Here is a 20201-nt window from a genome sequence, read left to right on the forward strand (position 1 = left end):
TATCCCCTTAACTTGAGATGGTTGGCTCGACGCGACGATGCTTAAACTGCGTTAAGTGCAATGATTTAGCATCAGAGTCTGATTGCTGCTGGGCAATATCCAGCCGTTCTGCGGCGCTAGTAAATGCCAGGTTGTGAGAGGTTTCACTTATTTGCCCTTTGTATTGAGCGATTAAGCTCAAAAGTCCCGACTCATTCACCACATTTTTAGGCAACGGCGTTTTAAAGCTCGCCTCATCGCTAAAAACAACAACCGAATGGAGTCCCTCGACTAACCCTAAGCAGTGGGCAACGGCTAAGCAATGTTTATAGTTTTGATGGAGAGGATTTTTAAAGCGGGTTTGCTTGGTAAAGATTTTTTGCGTCCACTGGGCTTGCTTCTCTCCCCCAAATATCCAGCCGGAGTAATTTTTAACTTCAATAACGAACACGCCAAAATGAGTCAATAAAACTAAATCCACCTCTGTCAAAGCAGGCGTACCTTCAGTTATCTCATCCATAGGTAAAATTAAATTGCAATAAAGTCGAAAGTCCTCATCTCTGAATCCCTGTTTCAGTAACTTAGCGACCCGCTTTTCACCCTGTTGGCCTAACCTTTCAGCTCGGTATCGTCTGAGTGACGGACGAAATAGCAAGGTGACTATCGCAGACACAAGTATAAAAATCGGAATCACCAACAGAATCGACAGCGACTCGAGTACTGAAGAGATGGGTGAAATCGTGCTATGAGCGGGCGTAGGTTTAGGTGTTACCACGGTAGGTATTATATTGGGTTTCTGCTTAGGCGTGTCTTGGCGAACCGTAGTTGGCGTTGCAGGCTGCTTTACCGAAGATTTAATGCCATTGGCGACGGGTTGCTGGCAACGCTCATCGAATCTTGCCTTAAGCTCTTGATAACGCGGCGTGGTTGGATGCCAATCTTGCATCTCACTTTGGATAAGAATACAGATGGCTTCAGAGTCTTGTTTCTCTAATGCCTTTAGCGAAAAAGGATAAAGGCCAACGACACTGATCATTACAGCCAACAACATGCAGAACTTGGCGCTGTGCCTGATATTCTTTACGCATCCCTTCACCTTGAAATAACTCCTGTTATTGTTTGCTATCATTGCAACGGTTATACGTTACTTGATCTGATTTATTATTTTCAACCGTCATAAATTGCTATAACGAACTCGATAGATAAATCGTTAACCCATCTGCAAAATAGATTTCTAATCACAATCAACCAAGACTGGTATTTTTGCCCGCATTTTCTCTGCCTTGGTTTACACTCTTAAAGCACCCACAAAGCACAACTCAATGAATTGGGTGAATTAAACCTTATGGGGTATTGCATACGCGCCAGCTGTGCACCAATTTATTCTGTAAATTCTTATCATGGTGATGGTTTATGAGTCTTGAAGAATCCTTAGAACAATTAAAACGTCAGTACTTACATGCACTACCGGATAAAAAGAAACAAATCATTACTTTATGGATATCTCTACGGAAAAACTGGCAAAGTCATATGCTGTCGGCCGTATACCGTGAGGTGCATAATTTAAAGGGCTCCTGCGAAACTTTCGGCTTAACCGAAACCAAAGATATCGTCGATAGACTCGAATTACAGCTAAAAAACCTACTGGACGCTCCTGCGCCAGAACTGCCCGTGATCAAGGGATTAGATACCCTCTTCCACCAATTGCTGCAAAATAATCTGCGTAGTGAACCCGCAGCACCCGTGGTGGAAGCGCAAATGCAGCAAAGCCCCTATAAACCCACCAAAGCACGGCATGAGTATCGAATTGCGATTGTGGAGGATGACAGTAATGTCGGGGCGATGATAACGAAGCAGCTGCATGAGTTTGGTTTTAATGTGCAGCATTTTTTAAATTTCACCGATTTTCTGGGGATCCAAAATACCTCGCCCTTCGATTTAGTCTTACTCGATCTTATCTTACCCGATTATACCGAGGCCGCTTTATTTACGGCGGCGACTGAATTTGAAAAAAATAACACCCGCGTGTTTGTTCTCTCTTCCCGCGGCGACTTCGAGATGCGACTGCTGGCGATCCGCGCCAATGTCAGCGAGTATTTTGTCAAACCCGCCGAAACCACACTACTGGTACGCAAGATCCATCAGTGGCTTAAAATGTCAGAAAAACAGCCGCTTAAAATTCTGCTGGTGGACGATCAACAGTCCATGGTCGATTATTTTTCCAGCCTACTTCGTAGTCATGGCCTGATGGTAAAAGGCATGACCAAACCCGAACAAGTGCTGCCGACCCTAGAGCAATTTGAGCCAGACTTGTTTATTTTTGATTTGTATATGCCCGATGTGAATGGTTTAGAGCTGGCAAAAATGATCCGCCAATTAGACAAGTACAGCTCGAGTCCGATACTCGTGCTCAGCTCCGACGACACCATGCAGAACAAGGTCAGCATCATTCAGGCGGGATCCGACGATTTAATCTCAAAGCAAACCGCGCCGAGTCTGTTTGTGACCCAAGTGATTTCCCGCGCCCAGCGTGGCCATGATATTCGCAGCTCCGCCAGCCGTGATAGCTTAACCGGGCTACTCAACCACACTCAGATCCTGGTTGCCGCTCGCCGCTGTTATAACCTCGCCAAACGTATCAACTCTTCAGTGTGCATTGCCATGCTGGACTTAGATCACTTTAAACAAGTAAATGATACCTATGGACATTCTGGCGGCGACAAAGTCCTATTAGCCTTTGCCCACCTGTTACAGCAATCTCTACGCCCCGTGGACTTTATGGGGCGTTACGGCGGCGAGGAATTTATGTTGGTCTTGCCCGATCTACCCGCGCCCTTAGCCATTGCCAAGCTTAATGCCATTCGCGAGAGCTTTAGTCATATCGTGTTTGTCGAAGAAGGAGCCGAATTTAAAGTCACCTTAAGCGGTGGCTTGGCCTTCTCGACCGAATGTAATGAGTTTCAAGATTGTTTATTGCTGGCGGATAAAAATCTGTATGAGGCGAAGCGGACTGGACGCAACCGTTTAATCACCACTTTAAAATAAGCTTTATACATCAACATGTTAATCAAATTCAGGGCTTTAAAAAGTGACTTGTGATTATCAGTTGCATAAGTGACGACTGATGCGTGCAAATAAGACTGTTACGAGGAATGACAAAATTGCGCGTAATTTGCCATTGATAAGACCAAAATCTATTTGTAAGCGTGCTTTTAGTCTCGCTTAAGCGAGGCTAAATAGTTGAGCATTTTATCCGCCAGTTGCGGCAGTTCGACCACATGATGGATAACACCGCGTTTAATCGCTTCCCTTGGCATGCCAAACACCACGCAGCTCTGCTCCCCCTGAGCAAAGGTTTTGCCCCCCTGCTGGTCGATTAATGCCATACCATCGGCACCATCTTTACCCATGCCAGTGAGGATAGCCGCCGTGGTATTGGTCCCCGCACACGCCGCAACCGAATTAAATAACACATCCACCGAGGGCCTATGGCCGCTAACCTTATCACCTTGGGTCAAACGGGTCTTAAAACTACCGCCGACCTTAATCACTTCTAAGTGCTGATCTCCGGGCGCAATATACACATAACAGGGCAATAAACGTTCGCCATCATCGGCTTGCTTAACATTCAAACGGGTAAGTTTATTTAGCCGCTCGGCAAAGGTACGGGTAAAACCCGGCGGCATATGTTGGGTGATCACTATCGGTGGCATGACTGCAGGAAACTGTTGCAACAGATATAAAATGGCTTCAGTGCCGCCAGTCGAAGCGCCAATTGCCACCAATTGCGTGTTGATCACGCGATTTGCTAGGGTGGGTTTTAGACTTGGCGCAGTCACGGCAACGGGTTGAGTGCGTTGGGTTTTCAGCTTCGCATTCGCCGCCGATTTAATTTTCTCCAGAATCAAATCTTGATATTCATTAAAATCCTGAGGCGAGTCTAATTTCGGTTTAGGGATAAAATCCACCGCGCCTAATCCTAGCGCATTAAAGGTCGCATCGGCACCCTCCTCGGTTAATGAGGAAATCATTACCACTGCCGTGGGTCTAGCCTTCATCAACCGGTCTAAAAAGGTCAGCCCATCTACCTTGGGCATTTCAATATCTAACGTAATCACATCGGGGCGATGCTGATTCACCATATCCTTGGCCATATAGGCATCGGCGGCCATGCCCACCAAAGATAACTCAGGATCGGCCTCGATCATCTTGCCCAATAAGTTACGGATCAGTGCCGAATCATCTACCACTAGTACTTTTATCGTCATCGCTTAGTCACCAAAAAATTCCACATCTCCGCCACTGGGCAAATTCCTGATCCGTAGGCGATATTCACTTTCCCTGTCCATAATGGTGCTGTTATGCATCGTTTTGATTTTTCGTACTTTGACTAATCCCGTCCCAGGGAAGAAATATACTTTTCGAGGATAAAAATCGAGTAAATCCGCCGCCAATATCGGGATTTGCTCCACTTGCAAATACTCGAGCACAAACTCCGCATTGCGCTCCCCAATATTATGGGCGGTGATCCCGTTGAGCATATTGCCACCACCAAACACTTTAGCGACCAAGGCGCGGCGCCGCGCGCCGAGTTTGAGCAACTCGTTAATCAGCAACTCCATGGCGTATACGCCGTAACGGGCCGAATCGGTTAATATCCCAGAACTGTTGCCGTTATCGCTCGGTAATAAAAAATGGTTCATTCCCCCAATTCTTAAGTCAGGATCATAGAGGCATACTGAAATGCATGAGCCTAACACTGTGACTATCATGGTTTGATCCCGTGTGGCGTAGAATTCTCCTGGTAGAATTTTTACGGCGTCACAGCCAAAATGATGGTCAAAATACCGATTCGGCTCAATAACAGGGTACTCAATATTCGGTTTTGGCACTCAAGCTCCCTTTACCGCCTTGTAGGTTGTTTGGCCCACGGGCTTAATGATTTGGGGAAACATATTAAAGTTCTCCGAATGGCCAGCGATGTAGAGTCCATCGTCGGCAAGGGAAAGCATCATATGTTTAAGAATGCTTTCCTGCGTTGTTTTATCAAAATAAATCATTACATTGCGACAAAAAATCACATCGATGGGCGTCTTGATTGACCAAAACTCATCGACCAAATTAAGCCGCGTAAAATGCAACATCTGTTTAAGTTCAGGGACCACGCGCACATTGCCTTGTTGGGCCCCACGTCCACGCTGAAAAAACGCCTTCTTGCGCTCAGCACTCACCGCCTCGATACGCTCGATGGGGTAAATCCCTGTTTGCGCCTTGTATAACACCCGACTGTCGATATCGGAGGCGACGATTTCGATGGGAGTATTAAAACGGCCAAAATGCTCCGCAACCACCATGGCAATCGAATAAGGCTCCTCCCCAGTGCTGCTGGCCGCACACCAGATCCTTTTGGTATGCGGATGAGCCTGCAAATATTGCTTTAAAATCTCAAAGTGATGCGGCTCACGAAAGAACGCCGTCTGGTTAGTGGTCAGCGCATTAATAAACTCCTGATGCTCACCCTCGTTTGCCTGCAAATACTCGAAATACGCGGTAAATCCCGCTAACTTCAGCGCCCTGATCCGCCGGACTAAACGGCTGTACACCATAGCGTCTTTACTGTCGGCTAACTTAATCCCGGCAAATTGATACAGCCGTGTCTTCACCGTATTAAAGTGCGCCGCCGTAAAAACAAACTCTTTCCCTAGAGGTTGATGTTCGCTCAATCAAAAATCTTCCCATTCGTCTTGGTCGGCTTTATTGACCTTTGGCGCCATCGCCTTAGGTTTCACGGGCATGCGAGTCACTGTCGATGACGGTTGTTTAACCGCTAACTTTTTGGTGCTCGCCACAGGTTTGGGCGCAGCGCTGGTGTCTTCATCCACGGTAAAATTGGCCACACTGTCGGCTAATTGCTGCGCCTGTGATTGCATGCTCTCGGCTGCGGCCGCGGCTTCTTCCACTAGGGCCGCGTTTTGCTGCGTCATTTCATCCATTTGCACCACGGCTTTGCTGATCTCATCGATGCCAATAGCCTGCTCATTCGAGGCCGAGGCAATCTCCGCCATAATGTCGTTCACCCGTTTAATGGCGATGACGATTTCTTTCATAGTATCGCCGGATTTGCCGACTAAACTGTTGCCGCTCTCGATTTTGGTCACAGAGTCTGAGATCAAGGCCTTAATGTCCTTGGCTGCATTAGCCGAACGTTGGGCTAGGCTTCTCACCTCAGAGGCCACCACCGCAAATCCACGGCCTTGCTCGCCTGCTCTGGCCGCTTCGACCGCGGCATTAAGCGCTAAGATATTGGTTTGGAAGGCAATGCCATCGATAACCCCAATAATATCGGCGATCTTACGTGCCGATTCGTTAATCGATGCCATGGTTTGCACCACTTGCTGGATAAGCTCGCCCCCATCGACGGCAACGTCGGCGGCCTTAGAGGCAAGTGCATTGGCTTGGCTGGCGTTGTCGGCATTTAATTTCACTGTGCCCGTCAGCTCCTCCATACTCGCTGAGGTTTGTTCAAGACTCGATGCTTGCTCCTCGGTGCGGCTCGATAAATCGGCATTGCCTTGAGCGATTTCTGAAGAGGCGGTATTGATGGTATCGGCGGCTTTTTGGATGTCTCTTATCATGTAAGAGAGCTTTTCAGCCGTTTGATTTGAATAGTTTTTCAAATCATTAAAGGTACCTTCGTAATCGTTATAGATACGCGTGGTTAAATCACCTTCGGCGAGCGCCATCAACACCCGCGCCACATCCTGCAAACCACGATCCGAGGTTTCAATTAAAGCGTTGAGGCTATTGGCGAGCATCAAGAAGAAACCCTGCTTACCTTGCGTCTCCGCCCGTTGGGAGAAATCCCCCGCCGCAGCCGCATTGACGATGCGCGAGATTTCCTGCTCGATTTGCACTTCGACCGTGCGATCGAGCCATTCGACGACAGAACCTAATCGCTCGCCCGTTTTAGAAATGATCGGGCTGGCAGTTAAGCGGAAATGACAACTCGCCACTTTGATTTGCGATTCATATTTACGGTCGAGCTTGTCTAACAGACTGGCTTGATGGGCTGGATTTTTATGGAAAATATCCATCGAGCTGCCGAGAATTTTATCCACGGAGAAATGCGGCAGCGCTTGCCTTATCTCACTCTCAGATTGGCGTAACATCGACTCCACCGAGCGGTTCATATAGATGATGGTGCGGTTGGCATCGGCGATCATCACATTGGTACTGGTATTATTCAGTGCTTCTAAAATGCGCTGCGTCGCCCGCTCGGACTCTATGCTCTCAGTTCTATCAATCCATTCAACGCCCGTGCCTAAGTGTTTATTTTCGCGGGTGATAATGGGCGTCAGGATCAACTTGAAAATCCGTTTTCCAATGCTGATCTGCGCCGTATGGGATTGGGTAAGACGCTCGAGCATATTGCGTTGATGGGCCGGATTTTTATGGAAAATATCGATATTACTGCCCACCACCTTCGCCACAGAGAACTGCGGCAGCTCTTTGCGAATATCCGCCTCGGCTTCGGATAACATATTCAATACCGCTTTATTGGCGTAGATAATATTGCGGTTGCTGTCGGCGATCATAAAGCTGTTGCCGCTGTTATCTAATAATTGGAAATAGCGTTGCAGCTCTTCTTCCTTTTGCTGGCGCGCCTCTTCATTTCCAAACACATTGAAAATACCCATTATGATTACTCCTGATCAGACAGACTATTTGCATCAATTAGACCCAGCTCATCACTGCTGATCAGAGCCTGTATATTTACCAAAATGATCATCTTGTCTTCTACCGTAGCCAGCCCCTTAAGGTAACGGCTATCGAAGGCCACCCCAAACTCGGGGGCGGGTAGAATTTCTTCGGCGGCGAGTTTAATCACATCCGACACCGCATCAACGACAATCCCAACGATACGGTCAAACACATTCAACATAATGACGATGGTGAACTCGTTGTAGGTCGCACTGCCCACGGCAAACTTCATCCTTAAATCGACAATCGGAACGATATCGCCCCTGAGATTGAGCACGCCTTTGATAAAACTCGGCGCATTGGCGATTTTAGTGACGGGTTCATAACCGCGGATCTCCTTCACCGACATAATGTCGAGCGCATAATGTTCTTCACCCAGCACAAAGCTTAAAAACTCGACCTCATCGTGGACGCTATATTCCTGTTTACTCGCCGTGTTCGTGCGGTTATCCATTGCGACATCCTTAGTTAATTTTTGATATGCAGTGCAAGTGATTCAACATCGAGGATCAAGGCCACGCTGCCATCGCCCATGATGGTCGCCCCCGATACGCCCGGGATCCGCCGATAGTGTTTTTCAAGGCTCTTGATCACCACTTGTTGCTGCCCGACGAGCGCATCGACACACAGGCCAAAGCGTTTATTATTGCTTTCGAGCAAGACCACTATGCCGGCTTCTGGCGTCTTGGCTTGGGGTTCTATTTCCATTAATTGATATAGATTTAATAGCGGTAGATATTCTTCCCGCACCCTGAGTAACCGCTCTTTAGCCAAAAATTTAAGCTGCTCGGTTTGTGGCTGTATCGATTCGATAATGTGCACTAAGGGCAAGATATAGATTTGATTGCCCACGCTGACGCTCATGCCATCGACTATGGCTAAGGTAAGAGGAAGCTGGATTTCGAAGGTCGCGCCCTCGCCCGCAACGGAATCAATATCGATGCGACCACCTAAGGCCTCAATATTCTTACGCACCACGTCCATACCCACGCCGCGACCAGAGACATCGGTGACCTCAGCGGCCGTTGAGAACCCCGCAGCAAAGATCAATTGCCACACTTGCTTGTCTGTCATGTTCTCAGGCAGTGCCATGCCATTCTCTCGGGCCTTTTGCAAAATGCGCTCGCGGTTTAAACCACCGCCATCATCGTGAACGGCGATCACTATACTGCCGCCACGCTGACTCGCCTTGAGGGACAACACACCGACCTCACTTTTACCTGCCGCGATTCTTTTTTCTGGCTTTTCAATACCATGGTCTAGACTGTTGCGTACGAGATGGGTCAGAGGATCGACCAACTTTTCGATCATTCCCTTATCAATTTCAGTGTTACCGCCTTCAATCACCAGATTGACATTTTTCCCAAGCTGCTCCGACAAATCCCGTACCAGACGATGGAAACGGTTAAACACGAACGACACGGGTAACATGCGCACCGACATCACGGCTTCCTGCATTTCCCGAGTATTGCGCTCTAACTCATTGAGCGCGGTTTTAAGCCGCTCACCTAATTCACCGCCCAGTTCATTGCCTATAAGAGTGAGCATGGATTGGGTGATCACCAATTCACCCGCCAGATTAACTAAGGTATCTATCTTGGAGGTTTCCACCCTCAAGGTGGCATCTTGAGTCGATGTGCTCGCCTTTTTCGCCACTTGGCTAGAGGCAGCTGGTGTTGCTGATGTCGTATTCATCGCAGGGGATGAAGCTAAATGGGTTTGAGTCTCCAGTTTGACATCCGTAGTCGCTTGAGATTTAAGTTGGGCACTGTCTTTAGGCGGCTTTTTTGAGCGAGTCGTTTTGGCGTCAGATTGTTCAGCCAAGGTTTTATGTATCGCCTTATCGGTTACTTGCACATCCTTAGCGGGTGTTGATAATGCGTCCAGCTCATTTGCAAAACTCTCTGCTGTCAGTGATTCAAAAAAGCCGTAACCTAATTCATCATCACTCACAGCAGCATGGGTTGCTGAATCCGCAGCGTTTGAATGAATATCCTCGACGCGGATTTCCTTTGCGGTATAAGCCTCGTCAAAAAAGCCGAAATGTTCAGGTTCATCGACCAGCCCTAGCTCGACTTCATCTTCAAAAAAACCAAAACTCGCATCTTCTTGTGGCGCCGAATTGGTTGATACCGCAACAGGTTTATCTTGGTTAGCGGTCTCGACAACCTTGGCCGCCTGGGTCGAAAATGGCTCACCATTTAGCGCCGCCACTAACTGGTTTTTGGCAAACTCCACTTGTTGCCAATCGATAGGTTCTTCTTCTCGATAGAGATTTAAAATATGTGACAGGGTATCGACGGTACGAAGCAAGAGATCAATGACAGAGGATGACAGCTCAAACGTGCCCTTTCGGGTTTTATCGAGCAAATTCTCCATTACATGGGTCACGCTGGTCAGCGCGGTAAAACCAAAAATGCCACTGCCCCCTTTTATCGAATGGGCGGCACGGAAGATGGTATTTAGTTCTTCGGGATCGGGGGCGGCTAAATCTAATGCAAGGAGCAATTGCTCCATATTTTCAAGATGTTCGTGGCTTTCTTCAAAAAAAACCTGATGGAACTCTGCCATATTAATGGACATAGCACACCCCGACCTAAGTTAGCCCAGCACTTTGGCTGTGATAGCTAATAACTTTTGGGGGTCAAAGGGCTTGACCATCCATCCCGTGGCGCCTGCGGCTCGACCTTGGGCCTTCATATCTTCACCAGCTTCAGTGGTCAGCATCACAATCGGTGTGCGCATAAAGGCCGACATGCCTCTAAGGGATTTGATTAAGGTTAACCCATCCATACGAGGCATATTTTGATCCGTCAAAATAAAATCGAATCGTTGTCCGCCGCATAAATCTAGGGCCTCACGGCCATCCTTTGCTAATACGACTTGGTAATTGGCCGACTTTAATGTCGCCTCGACCATCTGTCTAATCGCGGCCGAGTCATCAACAATTAATATTTTTTTGCTCATTTACAATTCCATTATGACTTTAGTTTTATTTCCTGGAGCCACTAATTCATAGCTCTTACAAAGAGACTTGACTAATAAAAGCCCACGACCCGAAATTTGAAACCAATCTGTTGATGCAGCCTGCTCTTTGGGGATATAACCCTCACCACTGTCGGACACGATAATCTTGAGTTCATTTAACTGTGCATGCCATTCGAGCTCGACCTTAACCCAGTCAGCAGCGATCAGTTTGTCTATGCTGCCTTCACGTATACTGTGGTACAGCTCAAAGCTCTCGGGATCATTTTTAAGTCGCGAATCTAACTTAAGCACACCATGGTCTACTGCGTTGGTAACTAACTCAGAAACAACAGTAAATACCCTCTGACTAAACGTAGTAGAAAACCCAAAAATATTCAAAAACTGATTCAGTGAATTTAAATAATCGACATTTAACAGCATTGACCCCATCATTTTTATCGCCCAAGCAAACTCCCCTTTCATGCATATTTGACTCGATTTATGTTCTCGTTCTCGATACCAGTTATTTAATAACTCAAAATCGAGTACGCAGACGGCAATATCATCGGTTATCTCATGTTCAAAAATACTTTTGAGTTTTGCTTTAAGGTGTTCGGTTAAATCGCGGCCGTAAAAACTCAGCAGTGAAATCACGCTATCCATGCCAAAAAAAACACCGCCTTTACTCTGTTGCTCGATTAAACCGTCGCTGAGTAGACAAATTCGGCCAGTTTTAGGGATCGGGAATGAAGCAATATTAGCGATAAACGAACTAGGCGATAAAATACCCAGCGCCATATTTTTAGAGCGATATCTTTGTATATGGTCCAGCTCGCTATGCCCGGTTGAACCCTCAAACTCATCTTGGTAAAGCAGTGCATCCGGCATGCCGCCATTCCAAAGATGTATTTGATTCTTAAAGAAATCGACTTCCAATACCATAGCAGCAACAAAACGGTCGCCGGGGCTGTCTTCATACACGTTAGCATTGAGTTCATAAATCAAACTCACCAAATTAAAGCCTTTCGCCACCATGGCTCTAAAGGTATTCGCCACCCGTAAAATCGGCATGGCAGCGCTTAATCCATGGCCGGTGGAGTCGGCAATGATTAAAAAGAAATTACCGTTAGGTCCCACGGTATTGAGAATAATATCGCCGCTAAAATTGGCACTGGCTTGGGTAAACGTTTTGACAAAGTCGTAAGTGACATTACCGATATTGACAAGATGCTCAAATAAATGCCTCGCCATTTGTTCTTCGCGGGCTTTTTGATATAGCATCTTTTCTAAAATGGAGCGTTGTTGCTTAACTTGTTTCTCTAAGGAAAAATGTGCGAGCAGGCCTTCAACTTTATGCCAAAATAGCTCTAAATTAATTGGTTTAATAATGTAATCAAGGGCGCCTAATCTAAAACAAGATAATATTTTTTGATACTCATTATCAGCACTGATCACAATCACTGGTACAGGGGATTCGCAATATCTTAATTTTTCTAATAGCGTTAAAGCCGAACCATCGGGTAGAAAATAATCTAATAAGATAAGTTCAATATTCTGCTGGTAAATTTCCTCACTGGCCTCTTCTAAACTGCAACAAGTGATCACCCCCCAACCTTTACTGTGAATAAACGCGGTAATAATTTGGTTTGTCACTAGGTCATCTTCAATGACCAAAATATAGCGTTGGCTTTTAGGCACTTATACATCCCGTTCGACAAGATACAAACGACCCATATTAGCTATGTTGATAATTTCTTCCGCTTGGCCGTGCAAACCTCGGATCGCCGTACTGATCTGTCGCTCCAACGCTTTTCGATGCAGCAACACCATCATTCCAAGGGCCGAGCTATCAATGTAAAGTACGCGGCTAAAATCCAGCACTAAGTGCTTAATGTCCTCTTCGAGAAAGGCCTTTTGATAATCGTTGGTGAATTTTTTATGGTGATAAAAATCAAAACGTTCCGGCAAAGAGATGTAGAAAATATTAGCCATCACAATGTCCCTATTTAGAAAAGCTCAATTTCACCGCAACTGATTTGGCTTGCTGATACTGGGTTATGGGTATTTTTACGCCGACCGCTGATCTGGGATACCAGACCATCACACTGTTCGTCGAATTCTTCAGGCGACATCGCGGTGACACTATTTAAGGACTCCCGCAAATGTTGCAGCGTCTGATTGGTGTAAATCATACTTTGGGAGGTGATATCGCTAAATTGCAAGCCACGAATTGCGTCTGCAATGGCGCTTTCCAACTCATGGGCAGAGGCATCGATTCTATCAATCACTGCGGCATCTTTTTCTGCTTTAACAATGATTTGCTCCAGTGCAGTATCCAGATCTTTTTTTGCCTCAATAATGTAAGACATATCCTGAGCAGCGACTTTACTCACTTGATGGGTAAGCTGCTCGATTTGCACTTGAATGGTGTGTAATTGCTTTTGAATACTTTCGCTAAAGCCTGCGCTGCGATTAGACAAGGCGCGCACTTCATCGGCCACCACGGCAAAGCCCCTGCCTGCATCGCCCGCGCGGGCGGCTTCAATGGCCGCATTTAAAGCTAATAGGTTGGTTTGCGAAGAGATTTGATCTATATCCTTGAGTGCCTTCATCGCCTGAGGCATAGATTCATAAATCACATTCACTTTTTCGAGCAGATCGATATTCGATGCAGACATCTCAATGGTCGATTGAATAAAACGCTCTAGCGTCATCGAAGTGTTATTGGCAAATAGCTTCATCTGCTCTGAGTGAAAGATTTCTTCATCATCGGCGCTATGAACCAATGCTGAGATAAACTCGCTTTGCTCGTGCATTAATTTACCTAAGCCATCGAAGGCGCCACCGAGTAAGTCAACCGCATCCGACTGTACCGATAGCACATCGTCGATACTCTGCTCGCAGGTCTTTAACGACACTGACACTTCTTGATAGAGATTAAGCTGATCTTGCCAGTCGCCGCTCGCTGCGGAAGTGGCAAAGGAGTGAGGTATGGGTTGAGAGGTTGAGGATTGTCGATAGAATTGCCAACCGAGCATGATAATCACGGCAACTAAGGTACTCAGCGTAAAACTGACTAAGCTGCCGATAAAATATCCTATTACTGCTGCAAACACTGCAACAATGCCATCCTTGTATGTCATAGAGACTTCGCAATTATTGATCTGTGATTAAAAAGTAGTTTCATATTCAGGGGTTTTCAAACGACTAACTGATTTTTTTCGCTCAAATCAGCACGGCGTGCGCAAAAATCGTACGAATCGTGATTTGGCGCCAACTAAATCAGTAGAACGGCTTTCTTTATCAGGCGAATGGCTGATTAACTCATAGACTTGTCTAGTGGATACATAAACTTAGCTGTGCAGCCTGCAAAGCCTAGGTTACACTGGCGATGTCTTCGACTGGGATGGGATCATTTATGAGTCAACGTACATTACACTCCTTATTTAAACCCACATCCGTAGCCATTATTGGCGCCTCCAATAGTGAGAAACGCGCCGGTAATGTGCTGATGAAAAACCTGCTCTCGAGCGGATTTTCTGGCCCTATCATGCCCGTGACGCCAAAATACCGCGCCGTGATGGGGGTGCTTGCCTATCCCAATATAGAAGCCTTGCCGATAAAGCCCGATCTGGCGGTGATTTGTACCCGCGCCAGTCGCGTGCCCGCCATCGTCGAAACCCTAGCGCAATTCGGCTGTAAGGTGGCGATTATCATGGCATCCGGCATGGCACAGGAGGTCAATGAAGAAGGTATCAGCCTACTCGACTTGGCCATGCAACATGCGAAACGCTATGGCATGCGTATCCTCGGCCCCAATAGTTTGGGCATGTTATTGCCGCCGTTAGGGCTCAATGCCAGTTTGGCCCATGCCAGCGCCCTGCCCGGCAAAATTGCTTTTGTGTCGCAGTCGGCGGCGATTTGTACCACAGTGCTGGATTGGGCAAACAACAAAGGTATTGGCTTTTCATCCTTTATCTCCCTAGGGGATGCCACCGATATTAACTTCGATGAATTGCTCGATTTCCTCGGCCGTGATAGCCGTACCAGCGCCATCATGTTGTATATCGATTCGGTCAATGAGAAACGCCATTTTCTCTCCGCCGCCCGCGCCGCTTCCCGTAATAAGCCCATATTAGTGATTAAATCCGGCCGCAGCGCCGAAGGAGTGCGTGCCGCCAAGTTGCATACGGGTGGCATTGGCGGTAACGATGCCGTGTACGAAGCCGCCTTTAGGCGCGCAGGTATGCTGCGGGTGAATGATTTGATTGAACTTTTTGCCGCGGTAGAAAGCCTCGCCCACTCTAATCCATTGCAAGGCGAGCGATTAGGGATCATCAGTAATGGTGGCGGCCCAGCGGTATTGGCCGTCGATGAACTTATTCTGCGCGGTGGCAAACTGGCGGAGTTATCCCAAGAGACCATCACCAAACTCGATGCCGTGCTGCCCAATACGTGGTCGAAGCAAAACCCCGTCGATATTATCGGCGATGCCAACGCCAGCCGTTACGCCAGCGCACTCAATATCCTGATGGATAGTGAAGAATTAGACGCCATTTTAGTGCTGCATTCGCCCTCCGCCCTTGGCGAAAGTGTCGAAATTGCCGATGCCTTGATTAAAGTGATCCACGCGCATCCGAAGAAAAACCGCTTGAATATCCTCACCAACTGGAGCGGTGAAGACTCGGCCTATCAAGCCCGCAAACGCTTTACCAAGGGCGGCATCTCCACCTATCGCACCCCCGAAGGTGCGGTCGGCGCCTTTATGCATATGGTGGAATATCGCCGTAACCAAAAACTGCTGCAGGAAGTGCCGCAGTCGATCCCCGACAATATTCCAACCGACAGCCAAACGGCGCGAAAACTGCTGCAAGCGGCACAGGCCAAGGGCAAAGCGGTACTCGAGACCCACGAAGCCAGCCCGATTTTGCGCGCCTATGGCCTCAATACTATCGACACTTGGTTTGTCAAAGATGCCGATGAGGCCGTCGCCATTGCTAATGAGGCGGGTTATCCCCTCGCCCTCAAGGTGCAATCACCGAATATTTTGCATAAATCCGATGTCCACGGCGTCATGCTTAATCTCACTTCGGCGGAAGATATTCGCCATGCCGCCAATGCAATTACCCAGCGGGTGCATCAGGCCAATCCCGACGCGATTATCGAGGGCATGATAGTGCAGAAGATGGCCTTGACCGCGGGCGCTCAGGAAATTCGGGTCGCCGTGATAAGCGATCCCGTCTTCGGTCCTGCCATCTGTTTAGGTGAAGGCGGCTCGGAGTGGGATCCGACTCAAGATGCGGCGGTCGCCTTGCCGCCACTCAATATGGCGCTGGCCCGCTACATGGTGATCCAAGCCTTAAAGACCCATAAGTTAAAGGACAGGCATTTACCGCTGGGGCTGGATATGAACGCCCTATGCGTGATGCTGACGCAAATTTCCCACATCATCATCGACTGCCCAGAGATAGCATCGTTAGATCTTAACCCTGTGCTGGCGGCGGGGGAAAACATCACCTTGCTCGATGTGAATATCCGTCTGCACGATGCCAATACCGATAACACCTCGCGCCTTGCCATCATGCCTTATCCCAAGGAATTAGAGGAGTTTGCCGAGCTTAAAAATGGCCTTAAGGTCATGCTGCGCCCCATCCTGCCCGAGGATGAGCCCAAGCATTTGGCCTTTGATAATTCCCTCTCCGATGAAGATAGGTACAAACGCTACTTTGGCGTGCGATCTAAGATGACCCACGAGGAAATGGCGGTACTAACCCAAATCGACTACGCCCGCGAAATGGCCTTTATCGCCACCGCCAAGGGGCCGGACGGTGATGACATCACCTTAGGCGCGGTAAGGGCCTCCATCGATCCCGACAATACTGAAGCCGAATTTGCCATGGCGGTACGGGGCGATCATCAGGGTATTGGGCTGGGTAAATTACTGCTCGAAAAATTGATTAAATACTATCAAGCCAATGACACCCCTGTGCTGACGGGCTTTACCATGTTTGAAAACCGTAATATGGCAAGCCTTGCCAAGAGCTTAGGCTTTAAGGTCACCTTCGATATGGAGGAGCATTTGATCAAAATGCATATGGATCTTAAAGCGCCCAACGCCAATAAGAGTCAATAGCGCGAAGCAATCTGCGGTTCGCTGAACACAATAAAAAACGCCGCTCTCAAAAGATGCGGCGTTTTTTATTTTTCATGCAGTGAGCGCTTAGGTGATGCCACTAAACCCCGATTTACTGGTCGCCTTAATGCTTTGGTTTTTTATGCACGCCTTTAAGCAGAAACACTAAGGGCACGGCGGATAACGTCACCCACATCATTAACCTAAAGTCCTGCAAATAGGCCAAGGTAGCCGCCTGACGATTCACTTCGGCATTGAGTAAGGCCATGCCCTGCGTCGTCGATAAATCAACAGCATGAAGATCAACGGCGTGCTTAAGCGCAAAACTAAAGGGATGAATGTAATCGGCAAACGCCGCATGATTCATCTGTGTGTGCTGGGCAAGATAGGTGATCACCACGGAGATCCCTATACTGCTGCCGATATTACGCATCAGACTAAAGAGCGCAGTCCCCTCATTACGGTATTTTGCCGCTAAGGTTGCAAAGGTAATGGTCGAGAGCGGCACAAAGATAAAGCCCAAGCCAAGACCTTGGATAACCCCAGTTCGCACTATATCCCAGCCGGTAATATTGGTGTTAAAGCCCGTCATCTCCCACAGGGACAAAATGGTGAGCATCAAACCTAAAAAGATTTGGTAGCGCACATCCACTTTGCCGGCAAGCTTACCCACAGTCATCATGGCGATCATAGTGCCGACGCCCCTTGGCGCCAGCAAGTACCCCACATCAATCACAGGATAACCTAACAGGTTCTGCATAAACGGCGGCAATAAGGCCATGGTCGCCAGCAGAATAATCCCGATGATAAAGATGAAGATAAGCCCGACACTGAAGTTTCTGTCCTTAAACAGCCCCGGCTCAATAAAGGGATGTTTATGGGTAAAGATATGGGCAATAAACAGATAAAACGCCATGCCAGCAATAATGGCTTCGATAACAATTTCACGACTGGAAAACCAATCGAGGGATTCTCCCCTATCGAGCAACATTTGCAGGGCGCCAATGGCCAGACTCAGCATGGCAAAGCCGAGTAAATCGAACTTGCGGCTTTGGTCCAGCGGCGTTTCTTTCACATAGGCGGCAAGACCAAACCAGGCCAATAGCCCAAAAGGCAGGTTGATATAGAACACCCAGCGCCAGTTGTAATACTCAGTTAACCAACCACCAAGGGATGGTCCCAAAATCGGCCCGACCATGACCCCAACGCCCCAAAGGGCCATGGCGGAACCATGGCGCTCTGGCGGGTAACTGTCGAGTAATACCGATTGGGATAAAGGCACTAAGCTGGCACCAAACACCCCTTGCAATAAGCGAAATAACACAATTTGCTCAAGGTTTTGCGCTGCACCGCACAGCATAGAGGCAATCGTAAAGCCCACCACGGCCCACATAAATACCCGTTTACGCCCAAGCCTAGCGGTTAAAAAACCCGTCAGCGGCATAAAAATCGCCGCGGCCACAATATAGGAGGTTAACACCCAAGAGATCTGATCCTGAGTCGCCCCCATGCTGCCCTGCATATGGGGCAAGGCCACGTTGGCAATCGTAGTATCCAGCGCCTGCATAATGGTCGCCAGCATCACCGAAAGCGTGATAAACCCTAGATGTTGCTCGGGCTTTTGGGTATTGGTTTGCAAAGCACCGCTCGCGTTAACGGGCTCAGCTTGGGCATTACCTTGGCCTGCTATCACTTGCTGACTCACAGACTAAAACCCAACAACTGACGTTGATATTCAGTATCGATATCCACCACGGCGCTTAATCCGGCACGCAGCGGCGCCTCGGGCAGCGCGGTATCAATGGCAATTCGCACCGGAACGCGCTGGGCGATTTTCACCCAGTTGCCGGTTGCATTTTGCGCGGGGATCAGCGAGAACTCAGCGCCCGTAGCCGGACTTAAACTCTCGACCGTACCTTGCCAGCTATTATCAGGAAAGGTATCGATATGGATATTGACCTTTTGCCCGGGTTTGACGTGGGTTAAATCGGTTTCGGTGAAATTAGCCTCAATCCAGAGGGCATGATCGGCCACTAGCGCTAAAGCGATGGCGCCAACATTCACATATTGTCCAAGCTTTGGCAGTTGGCTGACGACGCCTGATACTGGGGCTTTAATCTCCACACGGCTTAAATCAAGCTTGGCTTCGTTTAATTGGGCTAAGGCTTCTAAATAGCTAGGATGTTGTTCAATCGGAAAATCGGGGCTGCCGCCTAAGCTTTCAGCAATGCGGTGTAAGTCTTTTTGCAGTGTCTGAATATTCTGCCGCGCAATATCGGTATTTTGCCTTGCATCTTCAAGCTGAGATTCAGACACAAAGTGTTTACCGATCAAATTCTCCTGCCGCTTTTGCTCTTTCTCGGCAAAGGTTAACTTGGTCTCTGCCAGAGTGATTTCGGCTTGCTTCTCATGGTAACTCGCCTTGAGTACCGCTAAATCCGTCTTGACCTGTGCCAATTTGGCACTCGCCTTATCGACCATCACCTTAAACATGGCATCGTCGAGGCGAAACAACACTTGCCCCTTCTCAACCCGTTGGTTTTCGACCACATACAAGCTGTCGACATTCCCGGCCACTTGCGCGCTTACGGGCACTTTATCCGCCTTCACATAGGCGTTATCGGTTTCCATGTAGCGGCCGCCATGCAGGTAAACCGCACCTATGGCCAGCACGGATAACAGCGGCACCACAATCAGTAATACGCCGCGCTTTTTACGCATATTCGCTTTAGGTGCTTGAGGATTTGCGTCACTCATTACAACTCCAACTTCTTCACTAAATGTCTATCACAGGGATGGGTTATCAGCTTTGATTAAGCTGAAAAATTTTTATGGATTTGCGACAACAACCTGATAACAGTGTCCGACTCTGCTTCATCGAATCCTTTAAAGGCTTGGGCGTAGACAATCGTCACGGCACGTTCAATTTCGGCTAAATGGGGCGCTGCCGCTTCTTTCAAAAATAGCTGAAAAGCGCGCCTGTCCTTGGCATCAGGCCTACGTTCAACCAGCCCAGCGTCACACAGCACATCGATTAATCTCGCGGCCGTGATAGGTTTAATTTCGAGGCGATCCGCCAACTCAATCTGCTTAAGTCCTTCATTACGGGCGATATGTAATAAGGCTCTTGCCTGCGATAACGTCAGCGAGCAATCCGCCGTGGGTCTATAGGTTTCTTGGAACACGCGGCGCATCATGCGGGTAATATCACTTAAGAGCGCGCCTAGGGTATTTGATGAGGTTTTCATAAGCCATCCACATAGTAAGCATTGCTTATTATATGGATGACATCGTATGTAAAGCAATTGCCAGCACAATCAACAAAGGTAACAAAATGCAAAGTCAGACGGAGTTAAGGGTT

Annotated in this window: 16 protein-coding genes; 2 read left to right on the forward strand and 14 right to left on the reverse strand. The window is 48.0% G+C overall.

The annotated features are described in order from the left end of the window. Positions 1-7 precede the first annotated feature (7 nt). Positions 8-1030 (reverse strand): nuclease-related domain-containing protein, encoded by a 1023-nt coding sequence (locus tag K0H60_RS11045; RefSeq protein ID WP_220055738.1) that lies wholly within the window; start codon positions 1028-1030, stop codon positions 8-10. 362 nt (positions 1031-1392) lie between these two features. Between K0H60_RS11045 and K0H60_RS11050 the strand changes: the two genes are divergently transcribed. Then, positions 1393-3024 (forward strand): diguanylate cyclase, encoded by a 1632-nt coding sequence (locus K0H60_RS11050; protein ID WP_011717162.1) that lies wholly within the window; start codon positions 1393-1395, stop codon positions 3022-3024. A gap of 167 nt (positions 3025-3191) precedes the next feature. Here K0H60_RS11050 and K0H60_RS11055 read toward each other — a convergent pair whose 3' ends face one another. The 10 genes from K0H60_RS11055 to K0H60_RS11100 are packed head-to-tail and all read right to left on the reverse strand — an operon-like array spanning position 3192 to position 13850. Next, entirely contained in the window at positions 3192-4247 is a 1056-nt protein-coding gene (locus K0H60_RS11055; RefSeq protein WP_220055739.1) for a protein-glutamate methylesterase/protein-glutamine glutaminase, read from the reverse strand. A 3-nt stretch (positions 4248-4250) separates the two neighbouring features. Next, positions 4251-4871 (reverse strand): chemoreceptor glutamine deamidase CheD, encoded by a 621-nt coding sequence (gene cheD / locus K0H60_RS11060; RefSeq protein ID WP_011717164.1) that lies wholly within the window; start codon positions 4869-4871, stop codon positions 4251-4253. Beyond that, the gene (locus K0H60_RS11065) at positions 4872-5702 is read right to left on the reverse strand and encodes a CheR family methyltransferase (protein ID WP_220055740.1); all 831 of its coding nucleotides are present in this window, start codon (positions 5700-5702) and stop codon (positions 4872-4874) included. It lies immediately after the preceding gene. Then, positions 5703-7676 carry a methyl-accepting chemotaxis protein gene (locus K0H60_RS11070; RefSeq protein ID WP_220055741.1) on the reverse strand — a complete coding sequence of 658 codons (1974 nt, stop codon included), beginning with the start codon at positions 7674-7676 and terminating at the stop codon, positions 5703-5705. A 5-nt stretch (positions 7677-7681) separates the two neighbouring features. Beyond that, complete coding sequence (locus tag K0H60_RS11075) at positions 7682-8194, reverse strand: chemotaxis protein CheW (protein ID WP_011717167.1); 513 nt, start codon at positions 8192-8194, stop codon at positions 7682-7684. Positions 8195-8208: 14 nt separating this feature from the next. Continuing rightward, entirely contained in the window at positions 8209-10323 is a 2115-nt protein-coding gene (locus K0H60_RS11080) for a chemotaxis protein CheA (RefSeq protein WP_220055742.1), read from the reverse strand. Between the two features lie 18 nt (positions 10324-10341). Beyond that, positions 10342-10707, reverse strand: coding sequence for a response regulator (locus tag K0H60_RS11085; protein ID WP_011622857.1), 366 nt, complete (start codon positions 10705-10707; stop codon positions 10342-10344). Continuing rightward, positions 10708-12405 (reverse strand): fused response regulator/phosphatase, encoded by a 1698-nt coding sequence (locus K0H60_RS11090; protein ID WP_220055743.1) that lies wholly within the window; start codon positions 12403-12405, stop codon positions 10708-10710. After that, positions 12406-12699 carry an STAS domain-containing protein gene (locus K0H60_RS11095; RefSeq protein WP_011717171.1) on the reverse strand — a complete coding sequence of 98 codons (294 nt, stop codon included), beginning with the start codon at positions 12697-12699 and terminating at the stop codon, positions 12406-12408. Between the two features lie 14 nt (positions 12700-12713). Further along, on the reverse strand, positions 12714-13850 hold the full coding sequence (locus tag K0H60_RS11100; protein WP_220055744.1) for a methyl-accepting chemotaxis protein: 1137 nt from the start codon (positions 13848-13850) through the stop codon (positions 12714-12716). A 275-nt stretch (positions 13851-14125) separates the two neighbouring features. On the opposite strand from K0H60_RS11100, the gene K0H60_RS11105 reads away from it, so the two are divergent. Further along, entirely contained in the window at positions 14126-16840 is a 2715-nt protein-coding gene (locus tag K0H60_RS11105) for an acetate--CoA ligase family protein (protein ID WP_220055745.1), read from the forward strand. Positions 16841-16964: 124 nt separating this feature from the next. Here the strand turns inward: K0H60_RS11105 and K0H60_RS11110 are convergent, their stop codons facing one another. Genes K0H60_RS11110 through K0H60_RS11120 form a run of 3 tightly spaced genes read right to left on the reverse strand, consistent with a single transcriptional unit; the run spans position 16965 to position 20088 of the window. Further along, a complete protein-coding gene (locus tag K0H60_RS11110) occupies positions 16965-18545 on the reverse strand; it encodes a DHA2 family efflux MFS transporter permease subunit (protein ID WP_220055746.1) in 1581 nt (526 codons plus the stop codon). Next, positions 18542-19597, reverse strand: a complete 1056-nt coding sequence (locus K0H60_RS11115) for an HlyD family secretion protein (RefSeq protein WP_220055747.1) — start codon at positions 19595-19597, stop codon at positions 18542-18544. The genes K0H60_RS11110 and K0H60_RS11115 overlap by 4 nt, the downstream gene beginning before the upstream one ends. Before the next feature lie 56 nt (positions 19598-19653). Then, entirely contained in the window at positions 19654-20088 is a 435-nt protein-coding gene (locus K0H60_RS11120; protein WP_220053228.1) for a MarR family winged helix-turn-helix transcriptional regulator, read from the reverse strand. Positions 20089-20201: the final 113 nt, after the last annotated feature.

It is taken from the genome of Shewanella mangrovisoli (genome assembly GCF_019457635.1).
Taxonomy (GTDB): Bacteria; Pseudomonadota; Gammaproteobacteria; order Enterobacterales; family Shewanellaceae; genus Shewanella; species Shewanella mangrovisoli.